The following is an 18,178-nucleotide window of genomic DNA, read 5'->3' as shown; positions in this document are numbered from 1 at the left end:
GCATGCTGTGTCTTCCCGGGGGACACCCCCCGGACCGCCGTACATCATGGAGTCCCGGGCACGAGGCCCCGACTCGCACCCCGGCGACAACCCGCACGCAGACCACCGACCTCAGCCAAAACGCACCCCGGACCACGGCCCGCCGGAGGCCCACCGCGCACCCCGGCGACAACCCGCACCAGACCACCGGCCCCAGCCGAAACGCACCCGGATCCACGACTCCCCGCCGGGAGACGCACCGCCGGAGGCTACTTCTCCGTTACGCCCGCCGAGTCGAACGTCGCCACCTCATGCATCGCCCGCGCCGCGCTCTGCACCACCGGCAGTGCCAGCAGCGCGCCCGTGCCCTCGCCCAGGCGGAGGTCCAGGTCCACCAGCGGGCGCAGGCCGAGTTTGTTGAGGGCCGCGACATGGCCGGGCTCCGCGCTGCGGTGGCCCGCGATGCAGGCCGCCAGCGCCTCCGGGGCGATCGCCCGTGCGACCAGTGCCGCCGCGCCCGCGCTCACGCCGTCCAGGATGACCGGCGTACGCAGCGACGCGCCGCCCAGCAGGAATCCGACCAGCGCCGCGTGCTCCAGGCCGCCGATCGCCGCGAGGACGCCGACCGGGTCGGACGGGTCGGGCCGGTGGAGGTCGAGACCCCGGCGGACGACGTCGACCTTGCGGGCGTGCATCTCGTCGTTGATGCCGGTCCCCCGGCCGGTGACCTCCGCCGGGTCCTGGCCGGTGTAGACGCAGATCAGCGCGGCCGACACGGTCGTGTTGGCGATGCCCATCTCGCCGGTGAGCAGGGCCTTGTTGCCCGCGGCCACCAGATCGCGCGCCGTCTCGATGCCGACCTCGATCGCGGCGAGGACGTCCTCGCGGCTCAGCGCGGGGCCCGTCGTGAAGTCGGCCGTACCGGCGCGGACCTTGCGGGGCACCAGGCCGGGTGTCGCCGTGAGTTCGCCCGCGACGCCCACGTCGATGACGCAGACCTCCGCGCCCACCTGGTTCGCGAACGCGTTGCACACCGCGCCGCCGCCGAGGAAGTTGGCGACCATCTGGCCGGTCACCTCCTGCGGCCACGGGGTCACCCCCTGCGCGTGTACGCCGTGGTCGCCCGCGAAGATCGCGACGGCCGCCGGTTCCGGGATGGGCGGCGGGCAGAGCCGGGACAATCCGCTGAGCTGGGCGGAGATGATCTCCAGCATGCCGAGCGCGCCGGCGGGCTTGGTCATCCGCTTCTGCCGCTCCCACGCCTCGCCCAGCGCCTTGGCGTCCAGCGGGCGGATACCGGCGATGGTCTCCTGGAGGAGGTCGTGCGGCTCCTTGCCCGGCAGGGCGCGACGGCCGTAGGTCTCCTCGTGGACGACCCAGGAGAGCGGCCGGCGCTTGGACCAGCCGGCCTGCATCAGCTCGGGCTCGACGGGGAATTCGTCCACGTATCCGACGCAGAGATACGCCACGACGTCGAGATGTTCGGGCAGCCCGAGCGCGCGTACCATCTCGCTCTCGTCGAAGAAGCTGACCCAGCCGACGCCGAGGCCCTCGGCGCGGGCGGCGAGCCACAGGTTCTCCACGGCGAGCGCCGAGGAGTACGGGGCCATCTGCGGCTGGGTGTGCCGGCCGAGGGTGTGCCGGCCGCCGCGCGTGGGGTCCGCGGTGACGACGATGTTCACCGGGGTGTCGAGGATGGCCTCGATCTTCAGTTCCTTGAACTGTTTGGCCCGGCCCTTGGGCAGTGCCTTGGCGTACGCGTCACGCTGACGCTGCGCCAGCTCGTGCATGGACCGCCGGGTCTCGGCGGAGCGGATGACGACGAAGTCCCAGGGCTGGGAGTGGCCGACGCTGGGCGCGGTGTGCGCGGCTTCCAGGACGCGCAGCAGGACCTCGTGCGGGATGGGGTCGGAGCGGAAGCCGTTGCGGATGTCCCGGCGCTCGCGCATCACGCGGAGCACGGCGTCGCGTTCGGCGTCGTCGTAGCCGGACGGGGCCGCGGTGCCTTCCTGCGCGACGGGTGCGGGCTCGGGCACGGCTTCGGCCTCGGCCGCCGCCGCCGCTGCGGGCTGAGGCTCGGGCTCCGGTACGGCGGCGGGCTCCGGCGCCGGTTCGGGGACGGGTTCCGGGGCGGCCTCCGCGAGGGGCTGCGGTTCCGGCTCCGGCTGCGGCTCCGGCTCGGGGGCAGGCTCAGGCGCCGGTTCGGGCGCGGATTCCTGGACGGGTGCGGGCTCGGGCTCCGGCTCGGCCTCGGGGGCGGACTCCTGGACAGGCTCCGGTTCCGGGGCGGCGGCCTCGGGCTCAGGGGCCGGTACGTGTACGGGCTCTTCCGTCGGCTGCTCGGCCTGCTCGGCGGCGGGAGCCGGTTCCTCCTGCGCTTCGGCCGGCTCGACCACGACGGCGGCCGGGGCCCCGGGCTCGGCCGCGGGCTCAGCCGCGGGCTCGGGCTGCGGTTCCGGGGCAGGCTCCGGCTCGGGGGCGGGCTCCGGCTGGTGCTCCGCGGCGGGCGGTTCGGGGGCGATCGGCTCGGGTCGCGGTTCCGGCTCGACGGCCGCCTCCACCTCCGGCTCCGGCGCGGCCGGAACCGGGACGGGCTCGGCGACGGGCTCGGCTTGGGCTTCCGGCTCCGGGACGACCGTTTCTGCTGCCGCCTCCGGCGCCACGGCCACCGCCACGGGCTCGGCGGCCGGCGGCTCGGCCGACCACGGAACCCCGGCCTGCGGCGGGATCTCGCTCAGCTGCGGCCCCGCGAGGAGGGCGGACTCCTCACGCGGGACGTCCAGATACTCCGGGCCCGTGGTGGCCGGCCCCTGCGCCTGGGCGCGTACCCGGACGGCCTGCGTCGGCGCCCCCGCGGGCCCCCGGTCGGCGAGCGAACGCACCACGCCGCCCGTCGGGTCGGGTACCGGCGGGCCCATGTGCAGCGGGCGGCGCATCGGCGCCTGGGCGGGGGCGGGCGCGGGAGCCGGTACGGGCGGTGGCATGCGTACGCCGGTGAGATCGACCGAACCGGAGTCCCGGCCCCCTGCCTCATGGGCACCCGGCTGGTGCGCTGTCCGCGCAGGCTGCGCGAGATCCGTCGCCTCCTCGGGCGCGACCGGGGCCGCGGGCTCCACGGGGGCGGCGGGCGGTGCGAACTCGGCCTCGGCGGCCGGGGCCTGCTCCGGCTGCGCGGGCTCGGCGGCGAACTCCTGCTGCGGCTGGTACCCGTCCGGCGCCTCGGCCCGGACCTGCGCCACCGGCTCCTGGATCGACGCCGGCTGTTCTATGGGCGGCATCTGCTGCTGGATCAGAGCCTGCTCGGGAACGGCGTACCCCTCGGGCGCCGCCGGGGCATAGCTCTCCGGCGCGGCGGCGTACCCGTCGGGCGTGGCGTACCCCTCGGGCGTGGCATAGGCGACGGGCACCTCGCCGGGCACCACCTGGGGGTCGTTCCAGCCGCCCTGGGCGCTCGGCATGAGGAGGAGGTCTTCGTCCTCGGTGACGGGTGCGGAGGGGTCGAGGTAGGTGTACGCGCCGGGAGCGGGGATGCCCGGCTGCTCCACCATGCCTGCGTTCTCCGGCAGTCCCTCGACCGGGACCTGGCCGGTGTCAGTCATGTGCGTACCCCTCGCCCATTGGTTCTGCTCCTTCAGCCCTTCCACCGGGGCGCCCGATCCGCGGCGCTTCCGGCGCCCGTCATACACAACGAGCGTGGGCGCCGGGCGGCACGAAAGCCCGCGTCGGCCCTGATGTCTGGGCTCCCGCGGTCTTTCACAGCCCTGGCGGTGGTGTCCGCCACGGCCCGCTGTGGACTGCGCCACGTCGCGCGTCCCCCGGTTGTCGCCGTACCACATCAGGGCTCAAAACGGGCCCCTTTTCCGGACATTGACGAACGAAGTGACGAACGCCCGGCTGCTGTACAACGATCGGCCAGCCTACCTCGCGCGGCGCGGAAGCAGGGTCAGGGGCCGCTTTCCGGACGTCGGCCGGAGACGAGGAAGACGACGGATCGCTCACGCTCGGACCAGTCGCCGGTGTCGAGGCCGACGGACTGGAGCAGTGCGCACTCCACCTCATATCCGCCCGCCGCCAAGGCCGTTCCGACCGCCTCGGCCTCGTCCCGGGTGGCCGCGTGGGTGACGATGCGCTCGGGCCTGCGGTCGGCGCAGGCGGTGACCACATCGACACCGCCGCCGCCGATCCGTACGACATCGGGCTCGGGCAGCCGCTCCAGTGCGTGCGGCGCCCGTCCCTCGACGACCTGGAGCTGTACGCCGGCGCGGCGGGCGGCGGCGGCCGTGCTGGCGCAGGCTCCCGGCTCGTCGTCGACGGCGATGACGGCCGCGCCGAAGCGGGCCGCCTCGGCGGCGAGGGCGCCGCTGCCGCAGCCGATGTCCCAGACGAGATCGCCGGTACGGGCGCCGAGCCTGGCCAGCTGGGCGGCGCGCAGCCAGGTCGACTCGCCCTCGTCCAGCTCGATGCCGTACTCCTCGGTGGGCAGCGCCCAGCCGCGTGCGGCTGGCGGGTATCCGGGGTCGCGGCCGGCGATCCAGCCGCTGCCCGGGGAGACCGCGGTGCCGACTCCGCCGATGACGATCACCACGTTCGGGTCGCGCCAGACGTGGTCGGCGGCCTTGTCGGAGGTGAGGACGGTGACCTGTTCCCGTTCGGTGCCGAGCTCCTCGCAGATGACGAAGGTGCGGTGGACCCCGTCGAGGAGCAGCGCGAGTTCGGCGGGGCCGGCGCCCGGGGAGGTGAGGACGGCGACCTTGGTGTGCGCCCGGCAGACGTTGACGGCGCGGCGGAGCGTACGGCGTTGGGCGACGACGACTTGGGCGTCGTCCCAGGCCATCCCGGCCCGCGCGAAGGCGCCGGCCACGGCGGAGACCGCGGGGACGACTTCGACCTCCAGGCCGTGTTCCGGGGCGCGCAGGGTGCGTACGACCCCGAAGAAGCCGGGGTCGCCGTCGGCGAGGACCACGGCGCTGCCGCGGTGTCCGGCGATTCTGCGGGCCGCGAGGTCTATCGACCCGAGGCGGATGCGCTCGGCGCCTCGCGGCACCTCGGGGAGCGCCAGATGGTGGGCGGCTCCGGCCACCAGAGTGGCTGCGGAGAGCGCGGACTTGGCCGCGGCGGTGAGGGGCGAGCCGTCCCAGCCGATCACCGTGACGCGGTCGGCCATCGTCGTCAGTCTCCGTAATGTCGTCGAGCGGGCGGAAGCGGGGCAGAGGGGGAGATCGCTGCCGGTGGTCGTCGATCGCCGCCGCCGCACGGAGCACTGCCCGTACGGTCGCGAGCGCACGGTGAGAGTACCTGGCCGGGTCGGGAGGCGGCCGGGCGGTGTGGGTGGCGGCCGGGTGACGGCCGGGCGGTGCGGGTGGCGGCCGTCAGTTCCAGTCGGTGAAGGACGCGTAGCCCGTCGCGTCCGCCATCTGTTCGGCGACGCCTTCGAGGTCCTCGGGCAGCAGGCTCCAGACGATCAGGTCGGTGCGGATGTCGGTCCAGCCGCCGTCCTCGGTCTGGGTGCGCGCTATCCAGGCGTTGCGCAGGACGCCCTCGCTGATGCAGCCGATCTTCTGCGCGACCTGCTGGGAGGCGGTGTTGCCCGCGGGGGTGCGCACCTCGATGCGTTCGAACTTCTGGTCGCGGAAGAGCCACTGGGCGACCGCGAGCACCGATTCGGTGGCGTATCCCTCACCGCGTGCCCAGGGCGCGGTCACATAGGCGGCCTCGGTGGCGAGTGCGTGCCAGTTGGTGTTCCGCAGCCGTACGACGCCGACGAGCCGCTGGGTGAGGAACTCGGTGACGGCGAACGCGATCCCGCGCCCTTCCAGGCGTTCGGCGGGGGCGATTCTGCCGGTCCACTCCTCGGCGTCTCTTCTCGTATACGGATGGGGGACGGAGGTCCAGGCCGTGACCAGCTCGTCATTCATCATCTCGATGTGTGCCGGGATGTCCGCCGGCTCGAAGGGGCGCAGCACCAACCGCTCCGTGCTGATGGAAACGTCCGGAAAGGTGGTAGTCATGCACAGCTCCATGCCTCAGTCCGTCGTAAATGCACAGCATGCAGCATCGGGTGGAGGATGCGCATGGCCGGGTCCGTACGGATGCGGAAGCCCCGCACACGACGGGCGTGTACGGGGCTCTCGCCGACAAGAACGTTACTGCGGTGACTACTTGACCGCACCGAAAGCGGGCACGATCGAGCCCTCGTAGGTGTCCTCGATGTACTTCCGCACCTCGGGCGAGTTGAGGAGCTTCGCGAGCTTCTCCACCCGCGGGTCCTTCTCGTTGCCGCGCTTGACGGCGAGGAAGTTGGCGTACGGGTTGCCGTCGGGCTTCTCCAGGGCCAGCGCGTCCTCGGCGGGCTTGAGGTCGGCCTCGATGGCGTAGTTGCCGTTGATGACGGCGGCGTCGACATCGTTCAGGGCGCGGGGCAGCGTGGCGGCCTCCAGCTCCTTGAACTTCAGGCCCTTGGCGTCCTTGACGTCGGCGAGGTTGGCGTCGGTGCCCGCGCCGTCCTTCAGGGTGATCAGGCCGTTGTCCGCGAGCAGCTTCAGCGCGCGGCCCTCGTTGGTGGTGTCGTTGGGGAGGGCGACGCTCTGGCCGGACTTCAGCTCCTTGAGGTCCTTGACCTTCTTGGAGTAGAGGCCGAGGGGCTCCAGCTCGACATTGACGACGGGCACGATGTCGGTGCCCTTCTTCTTGTTGAAGTCGTCCAGATAGGGCTTGTGCTGGAAGAAGTTGGCGTCGACCTCGCCGCTCTGGGTGGCGGTGTTCGGCAGGACGTAGTCCGTGAACTCCTTGACCTCCAGCTTGAGGCCCTCCTTGTCCGCCAGGTTCTTCTTGACGAAGTTCAGGATGTCGGCGTGCGGCGTCGGGGACGCGGCGACGACGAGCGGCTCGGAGGTGTCGGCGGAGGCTCCGGCGGCGGACGAGGCGCCCGGGTCGGAGGAGGTGCCGCAGGCGCTGAGGCCGAGGGCGAGAGCGGCGGTGGCGGCGGCTGCCGCGCTGAACTTGACGGTGGTACGCACGAAGAGTGCCTCTTTCCGGTGATGCGGGTGACGTGGCCCGGACAAGGAGTGCGGGCCGGAGGGTGGAATCGGGTCAGGTGGCGGTACGGCCGCGGCGGGCCAGCAGCCGTACGACGCCGTCCCCGAGCAGCTGGACCACGGTGACGATCGCGATCAGCAGGACGACCGTGGCGATCATGAAGCCGTTCTCGAAACGCTGGAATCCATAGGTGACGGCCTTGGATCCGAGCCCCTCACCGCCGACCGCCCCGGCCATGGCGGAGTAGCCGATGAGCACGATGACGGTGGTGGTGACGGCGGACACCAGCGACGGCAGGGCCTGCGGCAGCAGCACCTTGCGGACGATGGTGGGGATCGAGCCGCCCATCGCCTGGACGGCCTCGACCAGTCCGTGGTCGACCTCGCGGATGGCCGTCTCGACGAGCCGCGCGAAGAACGGGATGGCGCCGATCGCCAGCGGCACGATCATCGCGGTGGGGCCGATGAAGGTGCCGACGATCAGGGTGGTGAACGGGATCAGCGCGATCAGCAGGATCATGAAAGGCAGCGAGCGGCCGATGTTCACGATCACTCCGACGGCCTTGTTGACCGGGGCGTTCTGGAGCAGTCCGCCCTTGTCGGTGAGGACCAGCAGGATGCCGAGGGGCAGCCCGCCGGCGAGGGTGACGAGCGCGGACCACAGCACCATATAGAGGGTGTCGATGGTCCCCTGGGACAGCAGCGGCTGCATTTCCGACCAGGTCACTGGGCATCTTCCTTCACCGGTGCGGGGCTCTGCGCGGGGACGGTGGCCGCGGCTTCGTCTGCGGCTGTGGCTGCGGCCGCGCCTTCGTCTGTGGCTTCGTCTGTGGCCGCGTCGTCCACGATCTCGGCCTGGAGTCCCTGCTCGCGCAGGAAGCCGATCGGTACGACGTTGTCCTCGTAGGCGCCGGGCAGTTCGATCCGCATCCGGCCGATCTGCCGGCCGCCGACGGTGTCCATCGCGGCGCCCAGGATCGATATGTCGATGTTGTAGGTCCTGGCGAGCTGCGAGATCACCGGCTGGGTGGCGGCGGCGCCGTGGAAGGTGACGTCGAGGACCGTACGGCCGGGGCCCGTGGCCGCGCCGCCCACCGGGAACAGCTCCTGCGCCAGCTGCGAACCGGGCGTGGCGAGCAGTTCGCCGACCGTGCCCGACTCGACGATCCGGCCCTCGCGCATCAGCGCCGCGGAGTCACAGATCGTCTTCACGACCTCCATCTCGTGTGTGATGAGCAGCACCGTGAGACCGAGCTGCCGGTTGAGGTCGCGCAGCAGCTGGAGGATCGAGCGGGTGGTCTCCGGGTCCAGGGCGCTCGTCGCCTCGTCCGAGAGCAGCACCTTCGGGTTGCCCGCCAGCGCGCGGGCGATACCGACCCGCTGCTTCTGACCGCCGGAGAGCTGCGCCGGATACGCCGTGGCCTTGTCGCCGAGACCGACCAGATCCAGCAGTTCCAGGGCGCGGCGCGTACGTTCCCGGCCCGCCACGCCGAGGATCTCCAGCGGCAGTTCGACGTTGTCCCTGACCGTGCGGGAGGACAGCAGGTTGAAGTGCTGGAAGACCATGCCGATCGAACCGCGCGCCCGGCGCAGATCCTTGCCCGCCCGTCGCCCGCGGCCGGCGAGCGCGGTCAGGTCCCGGCCGTCGACGGTGACCGTGCCGGCGGTGGGGCGTTCGAGGAGATTGACGCAGCGGATGAGCGAGGACTTCCCGGCGCCGCTCTGTCCCACGACCCCGAAGACCTCGCCCTCGCGGACGTGCAGGTCGACGCCGTCGAGTGCGGTGACGTCGCGGCCGTGCGACGAGGCGGACCGGTAGATCTTCGTCAGGCCCGTAGTAGTGATCACAGGGGTTTCCATCACTGTCGAGTGCGCGGCGAGGAGTCCGCCGGGCACGGGGCATTCGTCATTCCGACATGGCGCGCTGACGCGGTGGGTGACCGGGAGGCGGCGCACGCGGGGGCGGGCACGACGCGTCGGCGGACCTTCGGGCCATGGCTCTCATGGCCTTCGCAGGTCCGGACGCGGCTCGGCCGTCGGGTCTCGCTTCGGGGCGCGAGGCTCAGGCAGGGGCCCTCAGTTGGCGCACATTCGACACAGACAACGAGCACCGGGCGTGTGGTTCGCCTCGGTCGCGGGGACGCGGTAGCTCGTTGTGGTCATGTCGTCAGTAAAACAGACGTGCCTTCGGACCCCCGGGAGTTGTCCGTATAGCGGACAGAATCGTCGCGGCATACGGACACGCCGTCCAGGTCCACGAGGCCGTGCGGGGACGGTCACGGCCGGCCCTTGTCCCCACCGTACCGGCTGTGACCTGCACGGATGCCCCGGATCGGGGAGCGCGGGCTCCGGCCGGGGCCAGGCCGGAGCGGTCGCCCTCTGTGGCCAAGGCCACGGTCCCCGGGGCGGTGGGCACCGCCCCGGGGACCGCCCGCGCGGGGCGGTGGCACCGGCCCCACGGGGGCGGGCGCGGCGGGTCTTTCGCCCCGTAATACGCTCGGCCCATGCTTGTCGCCCTGACGGTCGCGGTCTCCGTGACCGCGCTCGCCCTCGCCGCCTGGTGCGGCTTCGCCGCCTACCGCGACCAGCCCACCAAGGACTGGCACTTCATCGGCATGGCCGTGGTGTCGGTGCTCGTGCTGGCGCAGCTGGTCGTCGGGATCGTTCAGCTGGCGCGCGGCGAGCAGGCCGACGAGGGCTCGGTGATCTTCGTCTCGTATCTGCTGGGCGCGCTGTTCGCGGTGCCCGCGGCCGGGTTCCTGTCGCTGAGCGAGCGGACCCGCTGGGGCTCGGTCACGGTCGCCGCCGGAGCGGTCGTCCTGGCCGTGCTGGAAGTACGGCTGTACGACATCTGGGAAGGCTGACGACATGACCACCGAAGGCGCCGACGGGGCTCCGGTCAGGCTGGTCCAGGGGCCCGGACTGCTGCTGGTCTGGCTGTACGGCGTGATGTCGGTCGGCGCGGTCTCCCGGTCCGCCTACCAGATCGCCACGGAATTCGACCGCGCGCCGCTGGCCTACGCGCTCTCCGGCCTGGCCGCCGTGGTCTACGCGTTCATCACCTACACGCTGGTACGCGGCGGCGAGACGGCGCGGAAGGCCGCTCTGATCTGCTGCGCCGCGGAGCTGGTGGGCGTGCTGACCGTGGGGACGTGGACGCTGGCCGATCCGTCGGCCTTCCCGGACGCCACGGTCTGGTCGGACTACGGGATGGGCTATCTCTTCATTCCGGTGCTGCTGCCGGTCACCGGCATTCTGTGGCTGCGCACGTCCCGTCGGCAGGCGACCGCGCCGCCGCCCGCGCCGGGTGACCGGGAAGCCGAACACCGTCCCGGTTGATCGAGAAGCGGAACCCCCTTCGTACCCCTGAGGCCGTGCCACTGGAGTCGTGCCGCCGGGGATTCCGCCCTCACGTCAGGCGCTGGCGACGTACGCCCCCACGGCCGCGGCTTCCTTCGCGGCGTTCTTCTCCAGGGTGACGAGCCTCAGTCGCGGACCCGCCTGCTCCGTCGACACCGGGGCGTAACCGCGGCTGCGGTAGAGCCGCAGATTGCCTTCGCTGCGGTGGCCGGTGAAGAGCTGGAAGCGCTGGGCGGCCGGCTGGGCCGCGAAGTGCGTCTCGATGGCGTCGAGCAGCCGTCCGCCGAGGCCGTGGCGCCGCATCCGGGGATGGACGATGAGCTTGGCTATCCGTGCGGTGCCCGTCGCGTCGATACTGCCGCGCACCGACGCCACCACTTCGTCGCCGAGCCTGGCCACCAGGCCGTGACCCTCGGCGAGTTCGGCCCGCAGGTCGTCGAGCGTCTGGGTCAGGGGCTCGATGGTGTAGTCGCCGTACAGCTCGGCCTCGTTCTGGTAGCACAGGTACTGGAGCTTCAGGATCTGTTCAGCGTCCTGCGCTCTCGCCGCTGAGATGGTCACGCTCATGCCCATGTGTGCATGCCTCCCGCTCACTTGGTCCGCCGGTGGTCTACCGCTCCTTTCCCCCGAGTTCAGGAGCCGCAACCTCGGCGGCCAGCATTCTGCGCAGGCATCCCAGGCATCTGGAACGTAACGGTCCCAAACTGCCCTGTGACATACCCAACTCCCCCGCGATCTCGCGGTAGGTGAGATCCTCCGGCGACAGCATCGCGGTCAGGACCAGCGGACAGCGGCCGGGCGTACGGCCGATCGCCGCGCGGAGCATCTGCCTCCGGTCGGTGCGCAGCGCCGCGCCCTCGGGGTCGGACTCGGGTCCGGCGGCGGGTTCGTGGCGGTACGGGAGTTCGCGGACGGCGGTGCGCCGGGCGCGGCGGGCCTCCGCCCGTACGACGTCCCGTACCCAGCGCGCGGTGTCGCCGGGCCAGGGCTCGCCGGCCGGCCGCTCCAGCAGCCGTACCCAGGCGGCCTGTTCGAGATCTCCCGGCTCGGCCCCGGCCCCCGGCGCCTCCGCCGCCGCCTCCGCGCGCACCAGCGGAAGCAGCGCGTGGACGAGAGCCGACGACCGCGCGGGCTCCGACGGCCGGGCGGGCTCCGACGAGCGCGTTCCCGCCGACGGGTACGTGCCCGCCGGCGGGCGGTGCGCCACGGGCAGGGGCGGTCGGGGAGCGGGGAGGGGCCGGGCGGCCCGGACTGACGTCATGCCCGCCGTGACGTCCGCACGACGACGGGCGGTTGCTCCCCGGCCGGGCGGTCACCCGACCGGGGCACGCGCGGTCAGCGGCTGACGAAGTCCGCCCGCGCCAGCAGACCGGTGTCCGGGTTGTCGGTGAAGATGCCGTCGATGCCCTGCTCGAAGTAGGCCCGGAACGCGCCGAAGGCGTCGCCGTACGCGTTCGGGTCCGTACCGCGCCGGAAGTCGGCCGGCAGGAAGGAGTTCTCGTCGCGCAGCGTGTACGGGTGGAGGATCAGCCCCTTGGCGTGCGCGTCCCGTACGAGCGTGGTGGGCGTGCCCAGCTTGCCCGCGGCGTCCTTCGGGATGATCAGGTCGAGCGTCGGGCCGATGCCCTGCGCGTAGGACGCGATCCACTTCAGGCCCTCGGGCTTGACCAGATCGGCGACGGTACGCGGGTCGTTCGCGACCTTGAAGTCCCACGGGCGGGTCCCGGCGGCGTCGAGCAGGACGACGCGCGGCGAGGAGACCAGCTTCGCCATCCGCTGCATGCTGCTCGGCTCGAAGGACTGGAGGAATATGGCGGAGTCCTTGCGGTCGCGCCCGTAGCGGCGCAGCAGCTTCGCGAGGGGCTCCTCCAGGCCGAGGCCGAGACCGCGGAAGTAGGTGGGGTGCTTGGTCTCGGTGTACAGCCAGATCTTGCGGCCGAGGCGGCGGCCCTGCTCGTCCGCCCAGCGCAGCACCTCCTCGAAGGTGGGGATCTCCCAGCGGCCGTCGTAGAGGGTGTTGCGCTGCCGGACGCCGGGGATGCGCTCCTTGGCGCGCAGCGTCTTCAGCTCGGCGAGCGTGAAGTCCTCGGTGAACCAGCCGGTGAGGCTGACGCCGTCGACGCTCTTGGTGGTCTTGCGGCCCGCGAACTCCGGGTGGTCCGCGACATCGGTCGTGGCCGTGATGTCGTTCTCGTGACGGCACACCAGATGGCCGTCCTTGGTGGGCACCAGGTCCTGCTCGATCACATGCGCGCCGAGGTCGAGAGCGAGCTGGTACGAGCCGAGGGTGTGCTCGGGACGGTAGCCGCTGGCGCCGCGGTGGCCGATGATCGTGGGCACGGGCAGGGCCGGCTTCGCCGGTCCGTGGCCGCCCCGGCCGCGTTCGGCGGCCCGCTCGGCCGCCTGTGCCGAGGCGGGCAGCGCCACGGCCGCCGAGCCGAGCACCGCCGCTCCCAGTACGGTCCGCCGTCCGGGCGTATTCCGCGCACCCTGTGTCATGAACGCTCCTCGATGTGATGTCCCGCACCTGTCAACGACTGCCAAACGAGGGCCGAGCGTAGGCGGCCTCGCCTTCCGTACGGGAGACCCTGGGCGAACGTGGCGAAAACTCACGTCAACAGCGCGTATCGGGTCGGTGAACCCGATGTGCGCTCGTGTGGAGTTGCGAGTACCGTCCTCACCTGCAGAGATTTACTCGGCCGTCCAACAACATCGCACGACACCGGAGGACCCGTTGTCCCGCTTCGCGCTCATCAAGGCAGCGCTCGGACCGATCATGCGCCTGATGTTCCGCACCCGTGTGGAAGGCGCCGAGAACATTCCGGGGAGCGGGCCGGTGATCCTCGCCGGCAACCATCTCACCTTCATCGACTCGATGATCCTGCCGTTGGTCTGTGACCGTCAGGTCTTCTTCATCGGCAAGGACGAGTACGTCACGGGCAAGGGCCTCAAGGGCCGGCTGATGGCCTGGTTCTTCACCGGTGTGGGCATGATCCCGGTGGACCGCGACGGCGGCCGGGGCGGGGTGGCGGCGCTGATGACGGGCCGTCGGATCCTGGAGGGCGGCAATATCTTCGGTATCTACCCGGAGGGCACCCGCTCCCCCGACGGCCGGCTGTACCGGGGCCGTACGGGCATCGCGCGGCTGACGCTGATGACGGGCGCACCGGTGGTGCCCTTCGCGATGATCGGTACGGACAAGCTCCAGCCGAACGGCTCGGGCATGCCCAGGACCGGCAAGGTGACCGTGCGCTTCGGCAAGCCGATGGAGTTCTCGCGGTACGAGGGCATGGACCGCGACCGCTATGTGCTGCGGGCGGTGACGGACTCGGTGATGACCGAGGTCATGGGGCTGTCGGGGCAGGAGTACGTGGACATGTACGCCACGAAGGCGAAGGCGGCGTAACCCGCCGGGCGCGGCCGGAGAACTCTCCCGCCGCGCCCGGCACCCCGTCGGTGCTCCACGTCTTCTCGGTGACCCGGTCTTCTCGGTGACCCGGTCTTCTCGGCACCCTAGTGCTCCACGCCTTCCTCCAGCTTCTGGCCGCGCAGCAGGAACCAGGCCGCCACCGATGTGGCGAGCAGCACCACCGCGCCCGCCCCCGCCGCGAAGCGCAGGCCGTCCACGAACGCCTCCTGCGCCGCCGCCACCAGCGCCGCGCCGGAGTGCCCGGGGAGTCCGGCGGCGGCCTCGACGGCGCCGCCCAGGGACTCGTGCGCGGCCGAGGCCGCGTCGGCCGGGATCCCCGACGGGGTGGGGAAGCCCCGGTAGACCCCGGTGACGATCGAGCCGAGCACCGCGATACCGAGCGCCGCGCCCAGTTCGTACGCCGTCTCCGACACGGCGGAGGCGGAACCGGCGTGCTCCTTGGGGACGCTGGAGAGGATCACATCGGCGGTGACGGTGAAGGAGAAGCCCGCGCCGACGCCGACGACCAGCAGGACGGCGCCGAGGAGCGGATAGCCGGTGGACTGGCTGATCGTGACCAGCGCGGCGAGGGACAGCCCGATCGCCGCGAGCCCGCCGGCCACCACGGACCGTACGGAGTAACGGCGTGCGACGTTCCCTGCGAGGAGTCCGGCCACCACCGCGCCGACGGCGGCGGGCAGTTCGGCCAGCCCCGCCTCCAGCGGCCGGCGGCCCTGTACGAGCTGGAGATACTGCGACAGGAAGAAGACCAGCCCGGAGAGGCCGAGGATGGTCAGCAGGTCGGCCAGGACCGCGCCGGAGAAGCCCCGGTGGTGGAAGAGCCGTATGTCGAGCAGCGGGGCGGGCAGCGTGAGCTGGCGCCGTACGAACCAGTAGAGCGCGCCCACGCCCAGCAGACCCACGACGACGACGTTCCAGCCGGGCCCGTGCGTCGCCCCTTCCTTGATCGCGTAGACCACACCGACGATGCCGACCAGGGAGAGCAGCACGCTGGTCAGGTCCCAGGGGCCCGGCGCGGGGTTCTTCGACTCGGGCAGCGTCTTGACGCCGACGATCACCAGGACGGCCATCACGGGCAGGTTGATCAGGAAGACCGAGCCCCACCAGAAGTGCTCCAGCAGGAAGCCGCCGACGACCGGACCGACCGCCGCGCCCGCCGAGGCCATCGCGCCCCAGATACCGATGGCGACGCTGCGCTCCTTGGGGTCGTGGAAGATGTTGCGGATCAGGGCGAGGGTGGCGGGCATCAGCGTCGCGCCCGCGACACCCAGCAGGGCCCTGGCCACGATCATCATTTCCGGGGTGGTCGCGTAGGCGTTGAGCACGGAGACCCCGCCGAACGCGACCGCGCCCGTCAGCAGCAGCTTCTTGCGGCCGATCCGGTCGCCGAGGCTGCCCATGGAGACCAGCAGACCCGCGATGACGAACGAGTAGATGTCGCCGATCCAGAGGAGCTGGGTGCCCGTCGGCTTCAGGTCCTCGCTGAGGAACGGGGTGGCGAGGCCCAGTACGGTGGCGTCGACGGCCACCAGGAGCACGGCCAGGACGAGCACGGAGAGCGCGATCCAGCGGCCGGGACGGGGCGTCTGTTCGCTCTCCGTCACGGTGAGATGGCTGCTGGTCATGGCTTCACACTCCGTCGTGCTCCGCCGAGCAGCAACTCGGCGATCATGTACTGGAAATCCTTGGGGGCGGCCCGGCCGTCATGGACGGTCCAGGCGCCGGCGCTGATCAGTCCGTAGAAGGCGTCCGTCAGCCAGGCGTGGCTGAGGTCGATCCGGAACGCGCCCTCCTCCTGCCCGCGCCGGAACACGGCGGAGATCCGGGCGTCGGCGCGGTTCCAGCCGTCGTAGACGTCGCCCTCGAAGAGCTGGTTCTCGGTGAGGAGGAAGGCGAGCAGCCCGGCGGAGGGCTCGACGCAGGCGATGAGCCGACGCAGCGCCTCGTCCGCCGGGCCCTCGTCGAGCCGGGCGCCGTCGAGGGCCGTCTCCAGCTCCCTGAGGCCCAGCTCCTCCAGCGCCTTGATCAGCGCGTCCCGCCCGGCGAAGTGCCGGTGCAGGGTCGCTCGGCCTATCCCCACGGAGCGGGCGACCTCGTCCATGGTGGCGGTTGCCCTGCGCGTGAGGAGGGCGGCAGCGGTGCGCAGCACCTGTTCACGATCGACCGTCATGAGACGACCATAACCCACATGAGACACAGATGTCTCATTCGATACAACGCCGCACCACTGCCCGGAGCACCCCGGGGCACTACCCAGAGGGAGAGAACCCGCGTATGAAGTCGCGTATGGACTCGCGTGAGCGCTCGCGTACGAAGCCGCTGCTGCTGATCGATGTCGACGGTCCGCTCAACCCGTATCTCGCCCTGACGGCCGAGCGGGCGCCTGAGGGATACGCCCGGCACTGGATGCGGCCCTCGGGCTGGCCCGAGGATCAGCCGCTGGCCGTGCTGCTCAACCCGGAGCACGGAGCGGAGCTGCTGGCGCTCGCCGACCGGTACGAGCTGGTCTGGGCCACCACGTGGGAGGACGACGCCAACGCGTGGATCGGGCCGGTCCTCGGGCTGCCGGAGCTGCCGTACGTCGAGTGGTCCGGCCCGGAGCGGAGGGGCGCCCCTCCCGGGACCTTCTGGAAGACGCCGTACGTACTGGAGTACGCGGCCGGACGGCCCTTCGCCTGGGTCGACGACGAGATCACCTCGTACGACCGCGAGTGGGCGGACCAACGCCACCTCGCCGCCGCCCTGTTGCTGCGTATCGATCCCGGGACCGGACTGACCCGTCGGGACTTCGACACGCTCGCGGAGTGGGCGGCGGCGTTGTAGTGGCTGGTGGCCCGCGGCACGAGGCCGGCGGCCGGGGAGGTTCCGGAGGAGCCGGTTACTTCTTGGCGTCTGCCCAGGCGTGCTGTATCACCAGATCGGCCTTGACCTCGGAGAGCTGGACGGCGACGGCCGACGGGGCCGTGCCGCCCCGGCCGTCGCGGGAGGCCAGCGAGCCCGCCACATTAAGCACCGTCCGCACACCGGGCGTGAGGTGCTCGGAGATCTTCGCGAACTGCTCGTCCGTCAGCTCGGCCAGCTCGATGCCGAGCGTCTCGCACTCCTTGACGCACTCCCCCGCGACCTCGTGCGCCACCCGGAACGGCACGCCCTGCCTGACCAGCCACTCGGCGATGTCCGTGGCGAGCGAGAAGCCGGCCGGTGCCAGCTCCGCCATCCGCTCCCGGTTGACGGTGAGCGTCGCCATCATGCCGGTGAAGGCGGGCAGCAGGACCTCCAGCTGGTCGCAGGAGTCGAAGACCGGCTCCTTGTCCTCCTGGAGATCGCGGTTGTACGCGAGCGGCAGCGCCTTCAGCGTGGCCAGCAGCCCGGTCAGATTGCCGATCAGCCGGCCGGACTTGCCGCGCGCCAGCTCGGCGATGTCCGGGTTCTTCTTCTGCGGCATGATCGAGGAGCCGGTGGAGAAGGCGTCGTGGAGGGTGACGAAGGAGAACTCCTTCGTGTTCCAGAGAATGATCTCCTCGGCGATCCGCGACAGGTTGACGCCGATCATCGCGGTGACGAAGGCGAACTCGGCGACGAAGTCACGGGAGGCCGTGCCGTCGATCGAGTTCCCGGCCGAGCCGCGCTCGAAGCCGAGATCGGCGGCGACCGCCTCGGGGTCGAGCCCGAGCGAGGACCCCGCGAGCGCGCCGGAGCCGTACGGGGAGACCGCCGTGCGCTTGTCCCACTGCCGCAGCCGCTCCGCGTCCCGGGACAGCGACTGCGCGTGCGCCAGCACATGGTGGGCGAAGAGGACGGGCTGGGCGTGCTGGAGATGCGTACGGCCGGGCATCGCCACGTCCGGGTGTGCCTCGGCGAGACCGACCAGCGCGTCCTGGAGGTCCGCGATCAGTGCGCCGATGATCCGGGCGTGGTCGCGGAGGTACATCCGGAAGAGCGTGGCGATCTGGTCGTTACGGGACCGCCCGGCGCGCAGCTTGCCGCCGAGGTCGGCGCCGAGCCGCTCCAGCAGCCCACGCTCCAGCGCGGTGTGGACGTCCTCGTCGGCGACGGTGCCGGTGAACGAGCCGTCGGCGACATCGGCCTCCAGCTGGTCCAGACCGGCCAGCATGCGGGTCAGCTCGTCGGCGGTGAGCAGCCCGGCCTTGTGCAGCACACGGGCGTGGGCGCGGGAGCCGGCGATGTCGTACGGCGCGAGCCGCCAGTCGAAGTGGACGGACGCGGACAGGGCCGCCAGCGCTTCCGACGGCCCGTCGGCGAACCGGCCGCCCCAGAGCCGGACATCACCGTTGCTGCTGCTCACTGCTGCTCCTCAGAAGGGATCGGGAAGTGCGACCGCCTCCCCGCCGCGGAGGAACGGGGAGGCGGACTG

Annotated in this window: 16 protein-coding genes; 4 read left to right on the top strand and 12 right to left on the bottom strand. The window is 71.7% G+C overall.

Going from position 1 to position 18,178, the window contains the following annotated elements:
* Positions 1-248: 248 nt before the first annotated feature.
* The 6 genes from cobT to ACIOGX_RS32295 form a co-directional block, all read right to left on the bottom strand.
* Positions 249-3,578, bottom strand: a complete 3,330-nt coding sequence (gene cobT, locus ACIOGX_RS32320) for a nicotinate-nucleotide--dimethylbenzimidazole phosphoribosyltransferase (protein ID WP_401918183.1) — start codon at positions 3,576-3,578, stop codon at positions 249-251.
* A gap of 344 nt (positions 3,579-3,922) precedes the next feature.
* Entirely contained in the window at positions 3,923-5,143 is a 1,221-nt protein-coding gene (cbiE, locus tag ACIOGX_RS32315) for a precorrin-6y C5,15-methyltransferase (decarboxylating) subunit CbiE (RefSeq protein ID WP_356513975.1), read from the bottom strand.
* 205 nt (positions 5,144-5,348) lie between these two features.
* Positions 5,349-5,987, bottom strand: a complete 639-nt coding sequence (locus ACIOGX_RS32310; RefSeq protein ID WP_356513977.1) for a GNAT family N-acetyltransferase — start codon at positions 5,985-5,987, stop codon at positions 5,349-5,351.
* Between the two features lie 147 nt (positions 5,988-6,134).
* Entirely contained in the window at positions 6,135-6,995 is an 861-nt protein-coding gene (locus tag ACIOGX_RS32305; RefSeq protein WP_356513979.1) for a MetQ/NlpA family ABC transporter substrate-binding protein, read from the bottom strand.
* A gap of 73 nt (positions 6,996-7,068) precedes the next feature.
* Positions 7,069-7,740 carry a methionine ABC transporter permease gene (locus ACIOGX_RS32300; RefSeq protein ID WP_356513981.1) on the bottom strand — a complete coding sequence of 224 codons (672 nt, stop codon included), beginning with the start codon at positions 7,738-7,740 and terminating at the stop codon, positions 7,069-7,071.
* Positions 7,737-8,861 carry a methionine ABC transporter ATP-binding protein gene (locus ACIOGX_RS32295; RefSeq protein WP_401918180.1) on the bottom strand — a complete coding sequence of 375 codons (1,125 nt, stop codon included), beginning with the start codon at positions 8,859-8,861 and terminating at the stop codon, positions 7,737-7,739. The genes ACIOGX_RS32300 and ACIOGX_RS32295 overlap by 4 nt, the downstream gene beginning before the upstream one ends.
* A gap of 656 nt (positions 8,862-9,517) precedes the next feature.
* Between ACIOGX_RS32295 and ACIOGX_RS32290 the strand changes: the two genes are divergently transcribed.
* Both ACIOGX_RS32290 and ACIOGX_RS32285 read left to right on the top strand, forming a co-directional pair.
* A complete protein-coding gene (locus ACIOGX_RS32290; RefSeq protein ID WP_401918178.1) occupies positions 9,518-9,877 on the top strand; it encodes a hypothetical protein in 360 nt (119 codons plus the stop codon).
* 4 nt (positions 9,878-9,881) lie between these two features.
* Positions 9,882-10,352 (top strand): hypothetical protein, encoded by a 471-nt coding sequence (locus tag ACIOGX_RS32285; protein WP_383960991.1) that lies wholly within the window; start codon positions 9,882-9,884, stop codon positions 10,350-10,352.
* 75 nt (positions 10,353-10,427) lie between these two features.
* On the opposite strand, the gene ACIOGX_RS32280 is transcribed toward ACIOGX_RS32285, so the two are convergent.
* The 3 genes from ACIOGX_RS32280 to ACIOGX_RS32270 all read right to left on the bottom strand — a co-directional run bounded on the left by ACIOGX_RS32280 (position 10,428) and on the right by ACIOGX_RS32270 (position 12,872).
* Positions 10,428-10,946 carry a GNAT family N-acetyltransferase gene (locus ACIOGX_RS32280; protein ID WP_356513989.1) on the bottom strand — a complete coding sequence of 173 codons (519 nt, stop codon included), beginning with the start codon at positions 10,944-10,946 and terminating at the stop codon, positions 10,428-10,430.
* A 37-nt stretch (positions 10,947-10,983) separates the two neighbouring features.
* The gene (locus ACIOGX_RS32275; protein ID WP_356513991.1) at positions 10,984-11,580 is read right to left on the bottom strand and encodes a sigma-70 family RNA polymerase sigma factor; all 597 of its coding nucleotides are present in this window, start codon (positions 11,578-11,580) and stop codon (positions 10,984-10,986) included.
* A gap of 128 nt (positions 11,581-11,708) precedes the next feature.
* Positions 11,709-12,872 carry a glycerophosphodiester phosphodiesterase gene (locus ACIOGX_RS32270; RefSeq protein WP_356513993.1) on the bottom strand — a complete coding sequence of 388 codons (1,164 nt, stop codon included), beginning with the start codon at positions 12,870-12,872 and terminating at the stop codon, positions 11,709-11,711.
* 277 nt (positions 12,873-13,149) lie between these two features.
* On the opposite strand from ACIOGX_RS32270, the gene ACIOGX_RS32265 reads away from it, so the two are divergent.
* Entirely contained in the window at positions 13,150-13,779 is a 630-nt protein-coding gene (locus ACIOGX_RS32265) for a 1-acyl-sn-glycerol-3-phosphate acyltransferase (RefSeq protein ID WP_240046022.1), read from the top strand.
* Positions 13,780-13,886: 107 nt separating this feature from the next.
* Here the strand turns inward: ACIOGX_RS32265 and ACIOGX_RS32260 are convergent, their stop codons facing one another.
* Positions 13,887-15,428, bottom strand: coding sequence for an MFS transporter (locus ACIOGX_RS32260; RefSeq protein ID WP_384765683.1), 1,542 nt, complete (start codon positions 15,426-15,428; stop codon positions 13,887-13,889).
* Positions 15,425-15,973, bottom strand: a complete 549-nt coding sequence (locus ACIOGX_RS32255; RefSeq protein WP_356513997.1) for a helix-turn-helix domain-containing protein — start codon at positions 15,971-15,973, stop codon at positions 15,425-15,427. The genes ACIOGX_RS32260 and ACIOGX_RS32255 overlap by 4 nt, the downstream gene beginning before the upstream one ends.
* 116 nt (positions 15,974-16,089) lie before the next feature.
* Here ACIOGX_RS32255 and ACIOGX_RS32250 point away from each other — a divergent pair, with 116 nt between their 5' ends.
* Positions 16,090-16,626, top strand: a complete 537-nt coding sequence (locus ACIOGX_RS32250) for a hypothetical protein (protein WP_401918174.1) — start codon at positions 16,090-16,092, stop codon at positions 16,624-16,626.
* A gap of 55 nt (positions 16,627-16,681) precedes the next feature.
* Here ACIOGX_RS32250 and argH read toward each other — a convergent pair whose 3' ends face one another.
* Positions 16,682-18,109 (bottom strand): argininosuccinate lyase, encoded by a 1,428-nt coding sequence (gene argH, locus ACIOGX_RS32245; protein ID WP_356514001.1) that lies wholly within the window; start codon positions 18,107-18,109, stop codon positions 16,682-16,684.
* Positions 18,110-18,178 lie beyond the last annotated feature (69 nt).

The organism is Streptomyces sp. NPDC088147 (assembly GCF_044741565.1).
GTDB lineage: Bacteria > Actinomycetota > Actinomycetes > Streptomycetales > Streptomycetaceae > Streptomyces.
This window is presented reverse-complemented; position numbering and strand designations above follow the sequence as displayed.